This window comes from Parapedobacter sp. (assembly GCF_053550995.1).
The window spans coordinates 49,417-69,249 of sequence record NZ_JBMQOC010000057.1 but is presented as its reverse complement, the minus strand read 5'-3'; the positions used below and the strand labels follow the sequence as shown (position 1 = coordinate 69,249).

Annotated in this window: 8 protein-coding genes; 6 read left to right on the top strand and 2 right to left on the bottom strand. The window is 45.7% G+C overall.

All coding sequences use genetic code 11. The features are described 5' to 3' along the window. Positions 1–130: 130 nt before the first annotated feature. The 6 genes from ACO1NT_RS08230 to ACO1NT_RS08205 all read left to right on the top strand — a co-directional run bounded on the left by ACO1NT_RS08230 (position 131) and on the right by ACO1NT_RS08205 (position 17,065). Positions 131–6,796, top strand: a complete 6,666-nt coding sequence (locus ACO1NT_RS08230) for an amino acid adenylation domain-containing protein (protein ID WP_449048081.1) — start codon at positions 131–133, stop codon at positions 6,794–6,796. A gap of 4 nt (positions 6,797–6,800) precedes the next feature. Then, positions 6,801–12,083, top strand: coding sequence for an amino acid adenylation domain-containing protein (locus ACO1NT_RS08225; RefSeq protein ID WP_449048080.1), 5,283 nt, complete (start codon positions 6,801–6,803; stop codon positions 12,081–12,083). A gap of 47 nt (positions 12,084–12,130) precedes the next feature. After that, positions 12,131–13,453, top strand: coding sequence for a flippase (locus ACO1NT_RS08220; protein WP_449048079.1), 1,323 nt, complete (start codon positions 12,131–12,133; stop codon positions 13,451–13,453). Between the two features lie 146 nt (positions 13,454–13,599). Beyond that, a complete protein-coding gene (locus tag ACO1NT_RS08215) occupies positions 13,600–15,024 on the top strand; it encodes a hypothetical protein (RefSeq protein ID WP_449048078.1) in 1,425 nt (474 codons plus the stop codon). A 115-nt stretch (positions 15,025–15,139) separates the two neighbouring features. Further along, a complete protein-coding gene (locus ACO1NT_RS08210) occupies positions 15,140–15,991 on the top strand; it encodes a glycosyltransferase family 2 protein (protein WP_449048077.1) in 852 nt (283 codons plus the stop codon). A 183-nt stretch (positions 15,992–16,174) separates the two neighbouring features. Further along, entirely contained in the window at positions 16,175–17,065 is an 891-nt protein-coding gene (locus tag ACO1NT_RS08205; protein WP_449048076.1) for a glycosyltransferase family 8 protein, read from the top strand. Positions 17,066–17,072: 7 nt separating this feature from the next. Here the strand turns inward: ACO1NT_RS08205 and ACO1NT_RS08200 are convergent, their stop codons facing one another. Beyond that, positions 17,073–18,767: a GMC oxidoreductase gene (locus ACO1NT_RS08200; protein WP_449048075.1), complete on the bottom strand. Its 1,695-nt coding sequence runs from the start codon at positions 18,765–18,767 to the stop codon at positions 17,073–17,075. Next, complete coding sequence (locus tag ACO1NT_RS08195; protein WP_449048074.1) at positions 18,736–19,830, bottom strand: nitroreductase family protein; 1,095 nt, start codon at positions 19,828–19,830, stop codon at positions 18,736–18,738. The genes ACO1NT_RS08200 and ACO1NT_RS08195 overlap by 32 nt, the downstream gene beginning before the upstream one ends. Positions 19,831–19,833 lie beyond the last annotated feature (3 nt).

The window sequence follows — 19,833 nt, the reverse complement described above, 5'->3', positions numbered from 1 at the left end:
CTACAAGTACAAAAATGGTGGCACCTTTAAGAGATATTGTTAATTATCAAGTGTAATTTTGATTGAAAGTAGACTTTACCGGATGGAAAGAATAGAAGTCAGTGGCGAGAAAGCCCAATGAAATAGTGAAATGAACAATGTGATTCCAAAAACCCTAATCGGGCTATTTTGCCATCAAGCTCGGAAATCGCAATCTCGTGTCGCGGTGATTTTTAACGACAGGTCATTAACCTACCGAGAGTTGGACGAGATGTCTAATCAGCTGGCCCATTTACTCGTCGCAAATGGCGTAAAGCAGGAATCACTTGTCGGGATATGCCTAGAAAGGTCTTTGGAAATGATCGTGGGCATATTGGCGATACTAAAGGCGGGGGGCGCGTACGTGCCTATTGACCCCGGGTACCCCGAAGATAGGATTGCATACATGTTAGCCGATACAAAGGCCAGCGTCGTATTGACCTCCGGTGAAAGCACGCGGCTTATTGACCAAATCAGTAAGAACCGCAATCAGGCCGTTACAACCATCTGTTTATCAACGCCCGGCTCCTACCTTGACCAGAAAAAAACACTCCCGGAAGCGGCAACCCGACTGTCAAGCGATAATCTAGCTTATATCATCTATACATCAGGCTCCACAGGGCGTCCCAAAGGGGTTATGATTACCCATTGGAATGTAGTGAGGCTGTTTGCAAACGATGCCCCACTTTTTGACTTCGACGAAAATGATGTGTGGACAATGTTTCACTCGTTCTGCTTTGATTTCTCTGTTTGGGAAATGTATGGCGCATTACTATTCGGAGGGAAATTAATCATCGTTCCCAAAGACGTGGCACGTGATGCCCGTCTTTTCGCGAAATTGTTGGCAGATGAGCATGTCACGGTATTGAACCAGACACCATCGGCGTTTTATGTACTTCAAGAGCAGGTGTTCTCATCAACATCGTCCTTTCCGTTGGACGTAAGGTACGTGATCTTCGGTGGCGAAGCTTTAAACCCAGCCAAGCTGAAGCCTTGGTTCATAAGGTACTCCGCATGTCGTCTCATCAATATGTACGGCATCACCGAAACAACTGTACATGTGACTTACCAAGAAATCAAAAAAAGACATCTCGACGACACAACCAGTGTAATTGGGAAGCCCATACCTACATTACATGCCTTTGTTTTAGACGAAAACTTAAAAATATTACCGCCAAATACCGCAGGGGAACTCTTTGTAGGAGGCGACGGTTTGGCCAGCGGATACCTCAATCTCGAACAACTCACGGCAGAACGTTTTATTAAGGATCCTTTCAGCAATACGGGAGGTAGGCTTTACCGGACAGGGGACTTGGTTAAGCAAACGGAAGAAGGGGTACTGGAATACCTTGGCAGAATAGACAACCAGGTGAAAATAAGAGGATTCCGAATAGAATTAGGGGAGATCGAACATGTTATGCAGCAGATTCCCGAGATGGGTCACGGCGTCGTTTCAACAATCAAAAGAGGAAATGAGGATCCTCAGCTCATTGGCTACTATGTAGCCAGGCAACCGCTGGACAAATCGGCGATAAACGCGTTCTTACGCAGCCGGTTACCGGAATACATGGTTCCCCAGTTTTTTATTGAAGTCGACCGCATCCCTTTAACGAGCAATGGTAAGGTCGACAAAAAGGCGTTACCGCTTCCCAATCTAGCGCAACTATCCAGCAGCACCTATGTCGCGGTGAAACATCAAACTGAGCGTACGATAGCCACGGTCTGGAAATCGCTGCTTAGCACGGACCGGATCGGTAGGGACGATAACTTTTTTGAGCTGGGTGGCAATTCGCTATTGGCGCAAAAAACCACCATCGAATTAAGAAAAATCGGCATCGACATGACGGTCATCAACCTCTATCAATATCCTACGGTTAGGCGCTTGGCCCATTTCTTAGATGGGCACGATGGTGCTTACCTTTCCGGTGAGATGCTGACCGCGAAAAAGGCAAACCGTCTGGACAACGATGTCGCTATCATTGGTATGTCGGGACGCTTTCCCGGTGCGGATACTACGGAGGAATTATGGGATATCCTGATAAACGGAAAAGAAAGCATCCGATTCTTCGACGAAGAAGAATTGGATGCATCCATCCCATTAACTGATCGCCTGTCACCTGATTATGTCAGAGCGAGGGGGGTCATTGATCATGCTACCGACTTCGACGCTTCCTTTTTCGGTATCAATGCCAAGCAGGCGGAGCTGATGGACCCTCAGCACCGTGTTTTCCTTGAGATCGCCTGGGAAGCACTTGAAAAGACTGGATACGTGCCCCAGAAATTCAACGGATTCATCGGCGTATATGCTGGATGTGCCAATAACACTTATTTTGCCAACAACGTATTGGCCAATGCAGAGTTGGTTGAGAAAGCCGGTGGGATGCAGGTGTTGACCGCAAACGACAAGGACTACCTATCAAGCAGAGTGGCCTATTCATTGGATCTAAAAGGGCCTGCGGTCACCGTGCTGTCTGCCTGCTCAACCTCCTTACTAGCCGTTTCACAAGCCGTTGAAAGTATACGTAGGGGCCAATGCGACATCGCACTAGCGGGAGGTGTTTCGATAACCTGTCCGATTAACAGTGGGCATCTATATGAAGAAGGCGCCATGCTAAGCAAAGATGGCCACTGCCGACCGTTTGATGAGCAAGCCCAAGGCACGCTTTTTAGCGATGGCGCGGGTGTAGTTGTGCTGAAGGATAAAAAACAAGCCGAAAAAGATGGCGACGTAATTTATGCGGTAATAAAAGGTGTAGGCATTAGTAATGATGGTAGCGTAAAAGGTAGTTTTACAGCCCCAAATGCCGAAGGGCAAGCCCGTTGCATCCGTATGGCTATCCGCGATGCACAGGTAGACCCCGGAGACATCACTTACGTAGAAACCCACGGAACGGCAACCCCGTTGGGAGATCCAATAGAAATTCAGGGACTAGGGTTGGCCTTTGGGCATCAGGAAGAAACCCAATATTGCAAAATCGGTTCGATAAAAAGCAATTTAGGACATCTTACACATGCTGCCGGCGTTGCCGGATTGATAAAGACGGCGTTATCGCTCCACTACAGAAAACTAGTGCCCTCACTCCATTATAATAAACCAAATCCCCAGATTGATTTTGAAATAAGTCCGTTTATCGTAAATGACCAACTTAACGATTGGGCGCCTCGTGGCGGAAAACGAATTGCGGGCGTAAGTTCTTTTGGAGTGGGTGGAACAAACGTGCACGTCATCCTTGAAGGGCACGAAACGGGTACCAACAAAATCACTCCACCCAACGACGTCGACCACTCAACCGATTATCACCTCATCAATTTATCGGCCAGAAATGAAACCTCATTACGGCGCTACGCTGATCGTTTAGCAGAGTTCCTTAGCCATAATCCCGACGTCCGGTTACCCGATGTCGCGTATACGCTACATCTTCGGCGACAAGATTTTGAGTACAGGAGTACGATGGTGGTTTCCGACACCCGTGATTTGGTAAACAGCCTGCAAGCACATCCGTTGGTAGTACACAAAGTCGGGGCACACAGCGGGGCGGTCGCATTCATGTTTCCAGGGCAAGGTGCTCAGTTTCCAAATATGGGCAAGGAACTCTATGAGCGTGAAAGCATATACAAGGAGGCTATAGATGAATGCAGCACGATACTCCTCGATGTGCTGGGAGAAGATATCCGGAATGTCATCTTTGTGGAAACGGCAGACTCGAATGCACAAGAAAAGCTTAAAGACACCAAATACACCCAACCGGCCCTATTTATTACCGAATACGCGCTCGCAAAATTATGGTTGAGTTGGGGCATAACACCTACGGCTTTCATCGGGCACAGCATTGGTGAATTTGTTGCTGCACACTTTGCAGGTATCTTTTCGTTAACTGATGCGCTCAAATTAGTAACCATTCGTGGGCGCCTGATTACGGGCCTCCCCGCCGGAAGCATGTTGTCGGTTAGGGGCAAAGCAAGTTACATCTCCGAGATAATACCGGAAGGAGTATCCATGGCGGCTATCAACGCACCATCATTATGCGTTGTAGCGGGCGAGACACCTTTAATTCGGAAGCTTTCCACTCATCTCAACACCTTGGGAATTGCCAACAAGCCCTTGGAAACCAGCCATGCGTTTCACTCGGATATGATGGCCCCTATATTGGACGAGTTCAGGGATACTTTTAACGACATCACACTCCATACTCCCAACAAACCCATCGTTTCTACCGTAACCGGCACTTGGTTGAAAGACGACGACGCTACCAGTGCCGATTACTGGGTACGCCATGTACAGGCTACGGTAAGGTTTTCGGATGCCTTGGTTTTCCTCGAAAAAGAACTTAATCCCGTTTTCCTCGAAATAGGCCCGGGGGCAGTTACCGCAACATTAGCAAAGCAACATGGCAACCGCTTTATGGGCAATGTGATTGGCGGGATAAAAGTGGCTGATGCCCATCGAGAATTATATAAAGCCATCGGAAACCTATGGGTATCGGGCATACAACCGGATTGGGCTGCCGTCTACCGTTCACACGGCCAACTCGCGGTGTTACCGACTTATGCATTTAATCGAAAAACATACTGGCTACTTCCCAAAGCAGCTACAAAACCCATGGATACACCGAGTGATAACCACCGCAATGGAATATCAACAGATCAGCACATCAAACATCAACATACGGCTACAGTGATTATGAACAGGAAAGAACTACTCCAGGATAAAGTAAGGCTACTGCTTGAAGAGGCTACCGGTATTGAAATCAGTCCCCAGGCCACCCATACAAATTTCATTGAGCTTGGCCTTGATTCCTTATTACTCACCCAGGTTGCCCTTAGCTTAAAAAAAGAATTCGGTGCCCCCGTCACTTTCCGGGGGCTGAATGAAACCTACGCAACCTTGGACATGCTCGCCGCGTATTTGGATAACACTTTGGGGCCCGATGCATATTCAACAGCCCCACCGCCTACCCCATCAGCATCCAGTAGCCCTGTGATGGCCAACCTTGTTTCGTTGCCGATGCAGCAACAAATAGTCCAAAGCAAAGCTGATTTAAACGCTATTACCCTCATTTCGCAACAGATTGCGCTGTTGTCGCAACAGGTATCCCTCCTCCAACAGGGTCCAACAGACGCCATTACTGCTACTACTATAGCACCTATCATACAGCCTTCCGGATATCCCAGCAATCCGCAAAATGCGTGGAACGATCTAACGCCCGAGGAATCCGTAGAGTTGAAGAAACCATTCGGTGCAACCGCCCGTATTGAAAAAAAAGCGCTGGGTTTGACAGATGGGCAAAGAACCTACCTAAACACATTCATAGCCAGGTATACACAGAAAACCAATCGGAGCAAGACCTATACGCAGGAAAACCGCCAACACATGGCAGACCCACGCGTCGTATCGGGCTTCAAGCCCGAAACCAAAGAAATCGTCTATTCGGTTGTAGTCAATAAATCGAAGGGATGTCGATTGTGGGATATCGATGGCAATGAATATATCGACGTCTTGAACGGATTTGGCTCCAATTTCCTAGGATACCAACCTGACGTAATCAAACAAGCTCTTATCCAGCAAATCGATGAAGGATACGAAATAGGCCCGCAACATGAAAAATCAGGGGAAGTGTGCCAACTGATATGTGAATTTACCGGGTTTGACAGAGCTGCATTGTGCAATACAGGATCGGAGGCAGTTCTGGGTGCCATGCGCATCGCACGAACCGTTACCGGACGCTCCACCATTGTGGCCTTCACGAATTCCTACCACGGTATCATGGACGAAGTTATTGCGCGGGGCACTAAAAAGTTGAAAACATTTCCCGCTGCACCCGGCATCTTGCCAGAAGCCGTTCAAAACATGCTGATTCTCGATTATGGCACAGAAGAGTCGCTGCAAATCATCCGGGAGCGGGCACACGAATTGGCGGCCGTGCTGGTAGAGCCTATCCAAAGCCGCAGGCCGGAGTTCGTACCCGTAGAATTTCTTAAAGCGTTGCGTACCATTACCGCCGAATCGGGTGCGACACTGATCTTTGATGAGGTCATTTCTGGGTTCCGCTTCCACCCAAGGGGTGCTCAAGGGCTTTTTAACATTCAGGCCGATATTGCCACCTATGGCAAAGTAGCAGGTGCAGGCATTTCCATCGGCATCATTGCCGGCACCAAATTTTATATGGACGCACTGGACGGCGGATTTTGGCAATACGGTGATGATTCTACCCCCGAAGTAGGGGTAACCTATTTTGCGGGCACCTTCGTTAGGCATCCGCTTGCCTTGGCAACCACCAAGGCATCGTTGGAATACCTGAAAGAACAAGGGCCTCAGTTACAAGAAACGGTCAATAAACGGACCAAGGCACTGGTAGACAAACTCACTTCGATATGTGAAAGCTACCACACGCCCATTTACATTGCCCATTTCGGATCGCTATGGAAGGTGAAATACCATTGCGAATATCCCTACAGCGAACTGCTGTTTGCCACAATGCGGCTTCGAGGAATCCACATACAGGATGGATTCCCGTGTTTCCTAACCACGGCACATACCAACGATGACATCGAACATATTGCCCACGCGTTTGAATTAAGCATCAAAGAATTAGTTGAAGCAGGTTTTATACCTACCTCCCAACGTAACGGATACAGGAAAAGCCACAAAGAAACCAACGGAACACCCCTCCCCCCAATTCCAAATGCGCGTCTTGGTAAAGATCAGAATGGAAACCCGGCATGGTTTATCGCAGATGAGCGGAATCCCGGAAAATACTTACAAATACAAAAAAGCTAAGTAGATGGAAAATATGTATGATTTTACACCAGTTGATTTCGACCCTTTTGCAGACGGCGAATTGCAACAGGTTATTCCGATTGCTGAATCCCAGCTTGAGATATGGCTCGCCTGTGTACTTGGTGGTGATGCCGGGAACTGTGCCTATAATGAATCGATGTCCATCGGATTTAAAGGGAGCCTGAACCGCGATGCGCTGGTGTATGCCATCCAATCTGTGGTTGCCCGCCACGACGCACTTCGGTCCACCATCAGTAAAAGCGGAGAGGAAATCCTGATCCACCATCAAACCCCAATCCATGTCGAGGATCAAAATATCGCAACGCTTACTCCCGCTGATCAGAAAGAATGGCTAACTACTTTTGGGCAACAAGAAGCTACGAAGCCGTTCGAATTAAATAAAGGAAGACTTATTCGATTCAGCTTGATCAAGCTGGCCGACCATGATCATTTGCTATGGATTACGGCTCATCATATTATATGCGACGGTTGGTCATTTGGATTAATTATTGAGGAACTTTCAGCTTTTTACACTTCCAAGGCAGAAAGAAGTACGCCCGAACGCATCCAGGTCCCGGTTCCCTTAGAAAAATACGTAAACGAACTGGCGACCTACCAGAAAAGTGATGATTTCCGTCAGTTGATGTCCTATTGGAAGGAACGGCTTACGCCGCTCCCCCCCTTGTTGAACTTGCCAACGGACAGGCCCCGAAACGCGCATAAAACATACCAGAGCAGACGATATGATATCGTGGTTGAACCCGACATAGTAGAAGGCATTAAACGTCTGGGGGCAGTCAATGGAACGAGCTTTGTAAACACACTACTGGTTGCGTTTGAGGTTTTTCTAAATCGCACCACAAATCAAACAGATATCATCATAGGGCTACCTACAGCCGGGCAATTGGCTACGGGAAACCTCAATTTAGTGGGCCACTGCGTCAATCTGCTGCCCATACGCAGTACGATTGACCCAACACTTTCATTCTCGGAGCACCTAAAATTACGCAAGGTTCAACTTTTAAATGATTATGATCATCAACTCGTTTCTTACGGTTCACTGTTGAAATCGCTGAAAATCAAACGGGACGACCCAAACGCCGCTTTCATTTCTGTGGTGTTCAACGTCGATATCGGGATGAATACTGACATCAGATTTGATGGGATCGAGCATTCGTTGACGTCAAATCCGCGATCCTTTACCAACTTTGAACTATCGCTCAATGCGACGGCGATACATGACGCGTTTGTACTGGAATGGTCATACCATACAGATTTATTTGAGCCATCCACGATAAAAGAGATGGCAGCTACCTTTAATGAGCTATTACAAACCATCTCTTCCTCTCCGAATGTCCGTATCGATGAAATGATAATGCGGGGGAATACCCCAAAATTAGCCGAGCCGTTTCCCGCTTCTGCACAAGAGATGATCACGAGTCCTGATATCCCGTACGACGACACCGTGACGGTATTGGACCTCATTGCTTCCCAAGCATCGCTCACCCCCCGGAGAATCGCTGTTTTATCCGAAAATGATGCCATCACTTACGAAGAGTTGCAAAAGAAGAGCGACCAATTGGCACTTCATCTTATCCAACTGGGGGTTGGTAGCGGTTCATTTGTTAGCTTGTTCATCGAACGGTCAGTAGACACCATCATCGCCATACTCGGCGTATTGAAAACAGGTGCCGCCTATGTGCCCATTGACACGAGCTATCCGGCAGAACGCATCTCATACATCGTAACAGATTCAGATGCCTATCTAATTCTCACCCAACCTGAGATTAGACATAAAATCGAAGCGTTCGTTAAAGGTAAAGCACAGATACATTGCCTGGGCGATCTTATCAACGAATCCATTCCCGTTGGTCTTCAACTCACCGCGCCCAAACGAGAAGATATTGCCTATGTCATTTACACTTCGGGAACAACGGGAAAGCCAAAAGGTGTGATCGTTGATCATGGCTCACTCGCCAACTATATTCAAAAGCAGTCACGAATGCTAGGGATAACTAATGACGAATGTATTTTGCAATTTTCCAATTATAGTTTCGACGCTTCTGTCGAACAGGTATTCTTAGCCTTGACCACGGGGGCAAAACTTGCTATCCCTTCGCCGGAGATACTGATGAACATCGATTTGATTGGCAAGTTCATTAACGATAAACAGGTTACGCATATTCACGCAACACCTTCTTTTCTTGAACTAATCCCAGCCAAAAAATATAACCATCTCAAAAGAATCATATCTGCCGGAGAGCGATGTGCCCATAAGCTGGCGAAAAATTGGAGCCAGCACACCCGATTCATTAACAAGTATGGCCCAACCGAGTGTACCATATCGACCCACGAGTATATTTATTCCACGGATGCAGTTCCCATTTCTGCCAGTGTACCCATTGGGAAGGCATTACCCGGAATCATCCAACGTATCGTAGACGAAAATGGTGAACCCGTACCCATTGGAGAAATAGGCGAATTATATATCGGTGGAGACCAGATTAGTAGCGGATATTTGAACCAACCGGATCTGACCGCGGATCGGTTCATAGAAATTTCCGGCCATCGTATGTATCGCACAGGAGATTTGGTGAAGGTGCTCTCCGATGATAACGTCGAGTATGTCCAACGAATAGATGAGCAAGTCAAGATAAGGGGCTACCGAATCGAGCTCGGTGAGATCGAGCATAACCTGGTGGACCAGAACGGCATCAAAGATGCGGCAGTAGTCGCTATTGATGACCATAAAGGAGACAAGGTACTGGCCGCCTACATCCTACAGGATCTGGAAGACACCACGGATTGGAAAGACCGTTGGGAAGACCTGTATACATTGGGTGTGAAAAGTGAGGAAAACATACCGCTAGAACAACAAAATCTTGACCTAGCTATTATCTCCCAATATTACGTCAGTGATCAACCTGCCGACCTAGGAACTGAGTGGACCGATGAGGGGTTGAAACGTATAAAGGCCCTTAACGCAAAAAAAATAATTGAGTTAGGAACCGGTGGTGGACATTTATTATTCGCGCTAGCACCCGAAGTAGACCAGTACATTGCAACGGACTATTCGGAAGTAGCCATCGCGAAGTTGCGGGAGAAGATTTCATTAAACCCCGGCAAATGGGAGCATGTACAAGCCTATGTAGCCGCAGCTGATGACTTTAGCCAGATCGAGCCCAACGCTTATGACCTGGTTTTCCTACATGGCGTAGCGCAGTATTTCCCAACTGCCCATTATTTACAGAACGTCATTGAAATCGCCACGCTAGCATTAAGAGAAGGTGGATGCATTTTCATTGGAGATATGCAAACGCTAGGGGCCATATCCATGCACTTCTATCTCGACCAACTCGCGATAACGAGTAATGAAACTACCATTGACGAGTTTATCGATATCGCAACATTGCGGATACAAGACGAAAAGGAACTGAGCGTAGATCCCGATTTCTTTTATAATCTTCCTTCGGTCATCCCCGCAATAAAAAGCGTAGACGTCCAAATACGAGGTGGCAACCGCCTAAATGAAGCCACGAAATGCCACTACGACATTTGGTTGTACGTGGGTAGCGAGGCCACTCCGGAAGTAGCGAATCCTGGCGTTGAGCTCCAATGGCAGCCCGGTGCCGACTCGCAATGGCTAATGAAGCAGCTTAAAGAACGTCCGGATCAGATTATCGCTATCAATCAAATACCCAATAGCAGGTTGAGTCGCGATTTTTCCTTATTGCAATTGATTAATCAATCCGACGGCCAAATGCCAATCAAGGAACTGAAAGACCGAATGAAATCGGCACCCCAGACAGGATTCAATCCGACGGATTTGTGGGCGATAGGCGGGCAGCTTGGATACAGAACGCACGTCAGGTGGGTATCGGATGGCACTGATGGCTGTGTCGAAGCGGTTTTCATTCCTTTGGGACGGAATGCCGTTCCGGAAAAGCCCCAGCGGACTACGGCCGGTTCACAACAAACCACCCTAGCCACCGGACACGATGAGGTGAAAATACTACCTCCCCCAGAACATCAGATTAAAAAATGGAAAGACGTATTGCAAGAACGTTTACCTGAGTACATGATACCGAATACTTTTAGTGTCTTAAACAAATTCCCACTTACCGTAAACGGGAAAATTGACAAAACAAAACTTCCTTTACCCAAGCTTGCAGTGTCAGCTACCTCCCCGGCCCATCATGTCCCTCCTTCAACGGAGACGGAGAAGATGCTCGCCAAAATTTGGTCAGATTTGTTACAAATCCAGGATATTAGTATTACGGGGAATTTTTTCGAATTAGGCGGACACTCCCTAATTGCAGTCAAAATCATGCTGTTGCTGGAAGAACAAACAGGAACAAGGCTTCCCATCACCACCTTATTTGAACATTCCACAATTGAGAAACTTGCCAGGTTAATCGATCAGGCAAGCCCTCAAGTGCACTGGGAAAGTTTGGTGGCCATCAAGGGTACAGGTTCCATACCACCACTTTACATCGTTCACGGGGCTGGTTTGAATGTCATGCTTTTTAATTCCCTGAGCCAGTATCTCGACCCCGATCAGCCAATTTACGGTCTACAGGCACGTGGATTAAACGGAGTAGACGAGCCTTTCCATTCTATACAAGAGATGGCAGCCCACTACATATCGGAAATTCTGCACCATAACCCTCAAGGGCCTTACCTATTAGCTGGGTATTCCTTGGGTGGAATTATTGCTTATGAAATGGCTAAGCAATTGTTGGATACTGGTAAAAAGGTAGCCTTGCTAGCGGTGTTGGATACTTTTGCCGACCCGCCAAACCAGCAATCAACAGGCGTTGGAAAATGGTTGCAAAGGGCTCGTGAGCTGTCCATAAAGGTTTTTTACACGAGCTATATGTTGGTTAAAGACCCCCGGGATACGTTCCATTACAAATGGAAAAATATGAAACGTCTGGCTAAACGGACGTACTGGAATCTAACCGGAAAGGCCGATGAGGTGATTGGTGTCTTCGGATACTTAAATAAGATCGATAAGATCAATACAGAAGCGAAAAGACGGTACATTATGCAACCAATAGACATTGAAATTGATGTCTTTCGAGCAAAAACCCAGCGATTTCATGCAAAAGACATGCTGTATCTCGGATGGCGTGATTACGCAAAAAATGGCGTGATGGTGCATAGCATCGATGGCGACCATAATCAAATTTTCAAACCGCCTTATAGCGAAGGACTCGGCAACGCACTCAGAAAAGTAATCGCTACAAAAATTAATTCCAATGATAATTTCGCCAACCGCAAGTAATTTCATATATAGCTATGGATTGAACTTTTTCAGGTAAAAGACAAGTGTTGCGAAAAAATTATTGGATACGTTCAGGAACCATCAGTTTATTGCAGCAAGCCTGTAATTTTATTGTCGGATTCGCAAGTTTCTTCTTTTTGGTGAGGCTAACGTCGAAGGATGACTATGGTACATGGATTCTCTTTCTTTCCACGGCATCGCTTATCGAAATTACACGTAATGAACTTATCCAAAATGCATTGATAAAATACGTTTCCGTAGCTGTGGAGGCCGATCGCGGGAACGTCATCTCTACGTCTTTTATCATTAACGCGGTTATGACCGCGTTGCTTGCTCTTCTATTGGCGGGTATTGCGCCGCTCCTGGCGCACATCTGGAATACTCCGGTAATCCGCGACATGCTATGGCTTTATCTCATCTCGTTCTTTATCGTAGGGATACAAATCCAATTCAATAGCATCGAACAGGCACTACTTAGTTTCAAAAGCTTATTTCTGTCGACTTTTCTAAAGCAATTTATTTTCCTCATCGCCATTATCGCCGCCTATTTCCTAAATTATAGGTTAACGCTTATCCAACTGGTAGAATTCAACATCATCGCTGCCGTCGCCGGTACATTCGCTTCTTGGAGTTATGTGCGGAAGCACTGGATATTCAACTGGAAATTCGATTTTAAATGGGCGAAAAAGCTATTGAATTATGGCAAATACACCATGGCCACTTCCCTGCATGCCACGTTTTCCAATGTGATGGATCAAATGATGCTTGGCGGCATGCTTTCTCCCGGTGCCGTTAGTTCTTTTAACATCGCCAACCGCATCAGTAACATGGCGCATATTCCCACGAACGCCATGGCAATCATCGTATTTCCTCAAGGGGCCATCCGGTTCGAGTCAGAGGGAAAGGACGCTATGAAGGTGTTATATGAAAAATCAGTAGGTTCCGTATTAGCTATCCTCACACCAGCGGTGATCATGCTCTATCTTTTTGCCGAACCCATCATTCATATCATCGTGGGCGAAAAGTATTTGGATGCAATCCCACTCCTTCGCGTCACGTTACTCTACTGCTTCCTCATACCTTACGGCAGGCAAACCGGAACGATCTTGGAATCTACCGGGAATACCAGGTTGAATTTTCTACTGGTACTATTCACCAGTAGCTTTAATATTATTTTGAATATTCTTCTTATTAACAAATTTGGCGTGATGGGAGCTGTGTATGGCGCATTATTGGCCCGGATACTATTTTTCGTGGTCGCTCGTCATTACCTGAAAAAGCTCTTTAAAATCAACCTTTGGGCACCTTGGAAATACGCTATCCAATTTTATCCCGATACCTACCACAAGTTATTTCATAAAGACAAATAGTCGTCAAAAAACCATTCAAGCTATTTCTACTCGTACCGAAACGGCTCGAAATCGCTACTGGGAAGAAAAAAAATAAAATTAAAATTTAAAAAGTTAAATGATTTCTTTTAATTTGTAGCGTTTTTACTACAAATAATTTTTTATCTGTGCGTTACACCCCCTGTAATCTGCTTGTCTCAAGCAAATTTCTCGTCATCACCATCATTTGTGCTACACTAGGTGTGTTGCTTTCTTCGTGTAAAAAGGATGCTATTGCTGCCGAGGAAATTATCGTCGAAACACCGCCGGACACGGAACAAGGAACTACCGATGACGAAGAACCGTCAGCCATTTCCAAGGTTATACTTTCCGGCGATGCAAACGGAAAATTGGTCATCGATGGTAGTCGTGAAGATTACAATTGCCAAACTGCAATTGCCATCAAAGAGGGAATCTACACAAATATCGAGATTAAGAATTTAGAAGGTCAGGAAGGATGTCCGATTCAGATTATTAATGATGGACTAGTTGAGATCGTCGGTTTTCGGGCGCACATGTCCATTTCTAATGTTTCGCACGTCGCTATCCGCGGAAATGGAAATTCTGAAATTGAAAGAGGATTTTTATTCAGGGACAATGATTACCGTGCTATGATATTGAATGGCACGATAAATAATATGGACGTTACCCACATTGCATTTAAAAACATTGGAAATTACGTTATTTCCTATAATAACGAGACGGTATACGATGGCAGTCCCGACTCGTACTCCAGCAACCTTACTTTTTCAGACTTAACAGCTGACAATACGGGGGCATTAATCAATTTCAGTGGAGGAATCAGTGATTCCGCTATTCAGGGGCTTGTAAAAAACCTCGAAATTTCACACATTGTATTTACGAACGCTCCCGCACCAAAGTATGCTGTATACGTCGGCATGGCAGTCGATTACAATATCCACCATAATGAATTCCGAAATGTGAATATGGAAAACGATAACCACAATGCCATGTTTTGCATACGTGGAAATGGTCGTTTCTATAACAATTATATAAATGGCCACCAAGGCAACGCACTCCGCGCGTGGGGAGTCAGTATCGGTTCTACCCCAAAAACAATCTTAATCTACAATAATATCGTAGTGAACTCAAGAAAATATTCAGCCTTTGAAGTGCAATCATTTGCAGATGATATAGTTGTAGGGAAAACCACGTTTGTGAATGCCCAGATTTTCCATAACACATGCGGTAACCTGAATCTATCGCGAGATTGGTATGGTGTCGTGGTCGATGCCTACCGACTCTTTGGCGGATCATGCCAAGTATTCAACAACCTTGCCTTTAATCTGCCCGCGCCCCATCCTGCAAGTAATTTCGTAAGTTTTATGTCTATCGAAGAAGGTATGTTAACCGCAACGAACAACCTATACTTCAATACGTCGGAAGCCGCGGGGATTATCAACGAAAAAGAATTCCGGCTCAACACTTCATCAGAAGCCAAAGGGAGCGGGAGAAAAACAAACCTTACAACTCTTGACTTTTACAATACTTCCCGCAACATCAGTGCACCCTCAATCGGCGCAGTCGAATAACATGGTCGTAGTGTAGTGCTTGTACTACAAACTGGCATTTCTAGCCATTTTCCTGTGTAGAGTAACTATGGTAATAATTACTTTTGAATGGAAGTACCGCAACAATCATTCAAAGATGTTCACCATACCACGCTGGATTCAACAACACAACAATAAATTCCAATCATTCGCGGAGATTCCGGAAGATAAATTTGGCGAAATTAATCGACGGTTAGCTTTACACAAGCGTTCTACAGTAGTCGTTTCCATCCTCATTGCGGCCTGGAATGAGGAAACAAACATTCTAAATTGTATTTCCAGTCTGTCTGTACTCGAAACCCAGATACCATTTGAAATCATCGTCATCAATAACAATTCAACGGATAAGACGCAACAAACATTGGACCGGTTAGACGTAATCAGCCTTTTCCAACCCATCCAGGGCTGTGGGCCTGCTCGGCAATTGGGACAAGAGCAAGCGAAAGGCAAGTATATTCTATTAGCTGATGCTGATTGTATTTATCCACCGTGTTGGTTGGATGAAATGATGGCAGTCCTTACCAAGAAGAATGTAGTATGTGTGTATGGCCGATATTCGTTTATTCCAGAAGTAAATTATCCTCGTTGGAAACTTTTTCTACTTGAACGGATGAAAGACATTATTACCGAAGTAAGGCACTTCAAACGACCTTATCTAAATGCTTACGGTATCAGCATGGGCTATATCAAAGAATTTGGTCTCAAAGTGGGCTACGTGATGTACAAGGTATGGGGGGACGATGGTCGCATCTGTTTTGACCTCATGCAGTATGGTGAGGTGAGGCAAGTAAAGAACAATCGTTCCCGGGTTTGGACAAGCCCGCGGACATTGCATCGCGATGGCAGCTTTTCAAAAGCAATGATTGCACGCGTCAAAAAGGAACTCAAACGCCTTTCTTCGATGATCAGGCCATTACCACCGCACGACACCAAAACTTCGAAAAATTAATTCTCCATATGCCAATATAAAACGACACCTCTAATGGCATTAAGCCATTATTACTCACAAAAATCCTACCTGAGGTCTCGGTACGATGGAAAGAGTCAATTGCTATTATTAAAACTATCCGAGATAGCGATCATTAGATTAGACACAATTGAGACAACTATTTGCAATAAGAAGATACTTTCTATGATTTCTAACCAAACGATTTCCATTATAGTAGCAAGCAACAACCATTATGCTATATTGATTGCAGCGCTTCTTAAATCGATTGATACAAACCACAAAAGGAGCGAACCAATCGATTTCTATATCATCGACGACAATATAACGGCAGCAAATAAGCAAAAACTGAATCAAACAGTTGATCCCAACCGTATTTCTCTAATTTGGATAAATCAGAAAAGTATCGTTCCAAACGGATTGGTGCTGCCACCAGACAGTTCAAGTTTTCCCGAAACCATCTATTATCGCATATTTGCACCATATGTTGTGAATCAGAGCGTGGATAAATTAATATATATCGATGTCGATACTATTGTCAGAGTGGACATAGCTGAATTATGGGACACCGACCTTGGCAAGCACATTGTTGGTGCCGTACAAGATATTGGTAAAACGGTAACCAGCCGTTGGGGAGGAATCCCCAATTATGAACAACTAGGTTTATCAAGCGATACACCTTATTTCAATTCGGGCGTACTGGTCATCGATACTAAAAAATGGCGCGAGCAGTCCATATCCAGTCAAGTGATTGATGTACTTATCAAGTATAAACAACATGTAGTACTCCCAGATCAATATGGATTAAATGTGGTTTTTGCCAATAAATGGCATATGCTTGATTCGCGATGGAACTGGTCAGCTTCCGCCGAACATGAACACCCGTATCTTCTTCATTTCTTACACATCAAACCGATTTTCAGCTCCTGCTACTCAAAAGAACGGTGGAAAAAGGAATTTTTCAGCTATCTTAATCAAACTCCGTGGAAGGGATTCAAACCGATTAATGAATACAGAAGAAAATTACAATTGGCACTTAACATCGCAAAAAAATACTTCCGAAAATTGACTTATTAACCCCTGTCTAGAGTGCCTTATTCTTAATCTGGTCCACGGCATATGCACATGCTCTCGCAGTTAGTGCCATATATGTCAAAGACGGGTTTTGGCAAGCAGATGAACTCATGCAGCTCCCATCGGTAATAAATACATTTTTTACTTCATGCAACTGATTATATTTATTAAGTACGGACGTTGTAGAATCATGGCCCATACGGGCTGTCCCCATCTCATGCACCGTACTACCACCTGGTTTTTCGTAGTTGAAGTCCCTAACGTTTCGAAATCCGGCGTATTCCAGCATTTCCGCACAGCTGCTGCTAATATCGGCCTGCATCGCCAGCTCATTTTCACCAAATGTAAAGTCCACCATAATCCTGGGCATTCCCCATTTATCCCGTTGGCTTTCGTCCAATGTAATACGATTATCCGGATTGGGCAAACATTCTCCCCAGCCCCCCATCCAAACACGCCAATTTCCAGGGGTTAACAATTGTTCCTTAAAGTTCTTTCCAAATCCAAGCTCTCCGTTTCGTTCCTGCCATCCTTCACGGATACCTACTCCCTGTACTTGGTATCCCCGTAAAAAGTCGGCTGATGAGCTACCTTCCAGGTTCCGGTACCTGGGTATAAGGAAACCACCAGGCCTCCTGCCTTTATAAAAGCGATCTTTAAACCCATCATACACCCCTTCCGCACCGGCAGAAGAATGATGGTCCATTAAGTTTCGACCAAGTTGGTCACTATCGTTACCCAATCCATTTGGGAAACGATTCGATTTCGAAGCGAGAAGTAAGGCAGCCGTGTTGATCGTGGATGCATTAACAAATACAATGCGGGAATAAAATTCAACTTCTTCAAGTGTCACCGCATCCACTATGCGGACGCCCGATACCCGCTGGTTTTCTTCATCGAAAATGAGTTCCTTAGCTACGGAAAATGGCCGTAACGATAGGTTCCCCGTTGCAAACGCAGCCGGAATCGTTGCACTGTTACTACTGAAATAACCACCATAGGGACAACCCCGAGCACACAAGTTCCTGTATTGGCACGGACCTCTTCCTTTCCATCCTTTGGTAAGGTTGGCTACACGTGCAACTGTCAATATACGGTCCATTTTGAGGATGCTACCGGCTAAGTATTCTTCTATGCAGTTCAATTCCATTGGCGGAAGAAATTGGCCATCCGGCAATTGAGGTAACCCTTCCGCTTTTCCACTGATCCCTACAAATGCTTCCACATAATCGTACCATGGCTTTAAATCAGCATAGCGGATGGGCCAGTCTACTCCAAATCCATCCAGACTATTGGCTTCAAAATCCAAATCACTCAATCGGTAACACTGCCTTCCCCAAATCAACGACCTCCCCCCTACCTGATAACCGCGGAACCAGTTGAACGGCTTCACTTGGCTATAGGGATGTTCATGGTCATCCACATAAAAATGTTTGGTACTTTCATCAAACCCCGCGCTCTGTATAGGGCTTCTTCGCACATCGTCCAATGTATTTTTAAGGCGGAACCGGAAATCCCAAGGATTCAACATCGCCGTGGGATAATCCACGGGATGTCGAACGTCTCTCCCCCGCTCAAGCACCAGTGTCTTGAGCCCTTTCTCGCACAATTCTTTAGCCGCCCAGCCGCCACTGATACCTGAGCCGATAACAATGGCATCGTAGGTGCGTTGCTTAATCGACGGTAGCGAGATCATGCCCTTCATTATATTTAATCAGTACATCTGGCGCTTTTTTTTGCGAAAAAGGGATCTTACCCTGCTGATCCGCATAACCTACGCCGATTAATAGGAGAGGCCGTTCATCGCTACCCAACGTAATGGTCCCTTCCATTTGTTTTTCAAACTCCTCGATATCGGGCCAATTTATTGGGACGGAACTCAACCCTAGAGTCTCTAACGCCAACATGAAAGACATGGCAGCCAATCCGCCATCAATGTAGATGACATGCCGGTCCCGTTCGCTGAGATACGCACTTAATTTCCCTACAAGCACAACAAAAACCGGAATCTGTTTATGGAAAGGCCTGATTCCCATCGGAATTCCACCGACTTGGTTCTTCATCGATTCTTGGTCGTAAATCCGGAACTCAAACGGTTGGCGATTACAAGCACTAGGTGATAGTGAGGCAATAGACACGGCCTTTTCAATCAGTGCGCGATCAACGTCTCGCGCTTGGTACCAACGAACCGAACGTCGCTGAATTGCAAGGCTTAACAAAGCTTCATAGGTCACCTCGGCGGGCCGCACATCAGCCCTCAAATAAGGAATACGCTGCAAGGTTTCACAACTATCCTGTCTACACAGTGTACCTGTACCATTAGATTCGAATAAGGTCCGTGCAGCGTCGACAGTCGGATGCGTGGCCACAACTGCGAAGTAATTTCGCAATACTTGTTCTGTCCAACGCAGTAAATCGTCGTCAGCGCCAATCGCACCCGTCGCCATATCCGCCGCAATGGTCTTATAACTTCTTACGGTATGTAGGATATAATCAAGGGCGAATAATCCCCTCTTTTCCTTCATAATCAGCCCCTTTTCCAATCGATGTACCTGCCTCCTCAAATGAAAAGCATTCGGGCGCTGGTCCTTCAGCGCTTTCAAATGCATATATTTCCCTTGAAGCACCTTCTGATGTTCCCTAGAAAATTCATTTGAAAAGCATAGGTAATAGAGATCGCTCAGAAACCTTGATTTCCGACATACCGGTATGAGATAATTGTTTTTAACCCATTCCTTTTTCAAGTACAATCGATGTCTGAGTCCCATAAA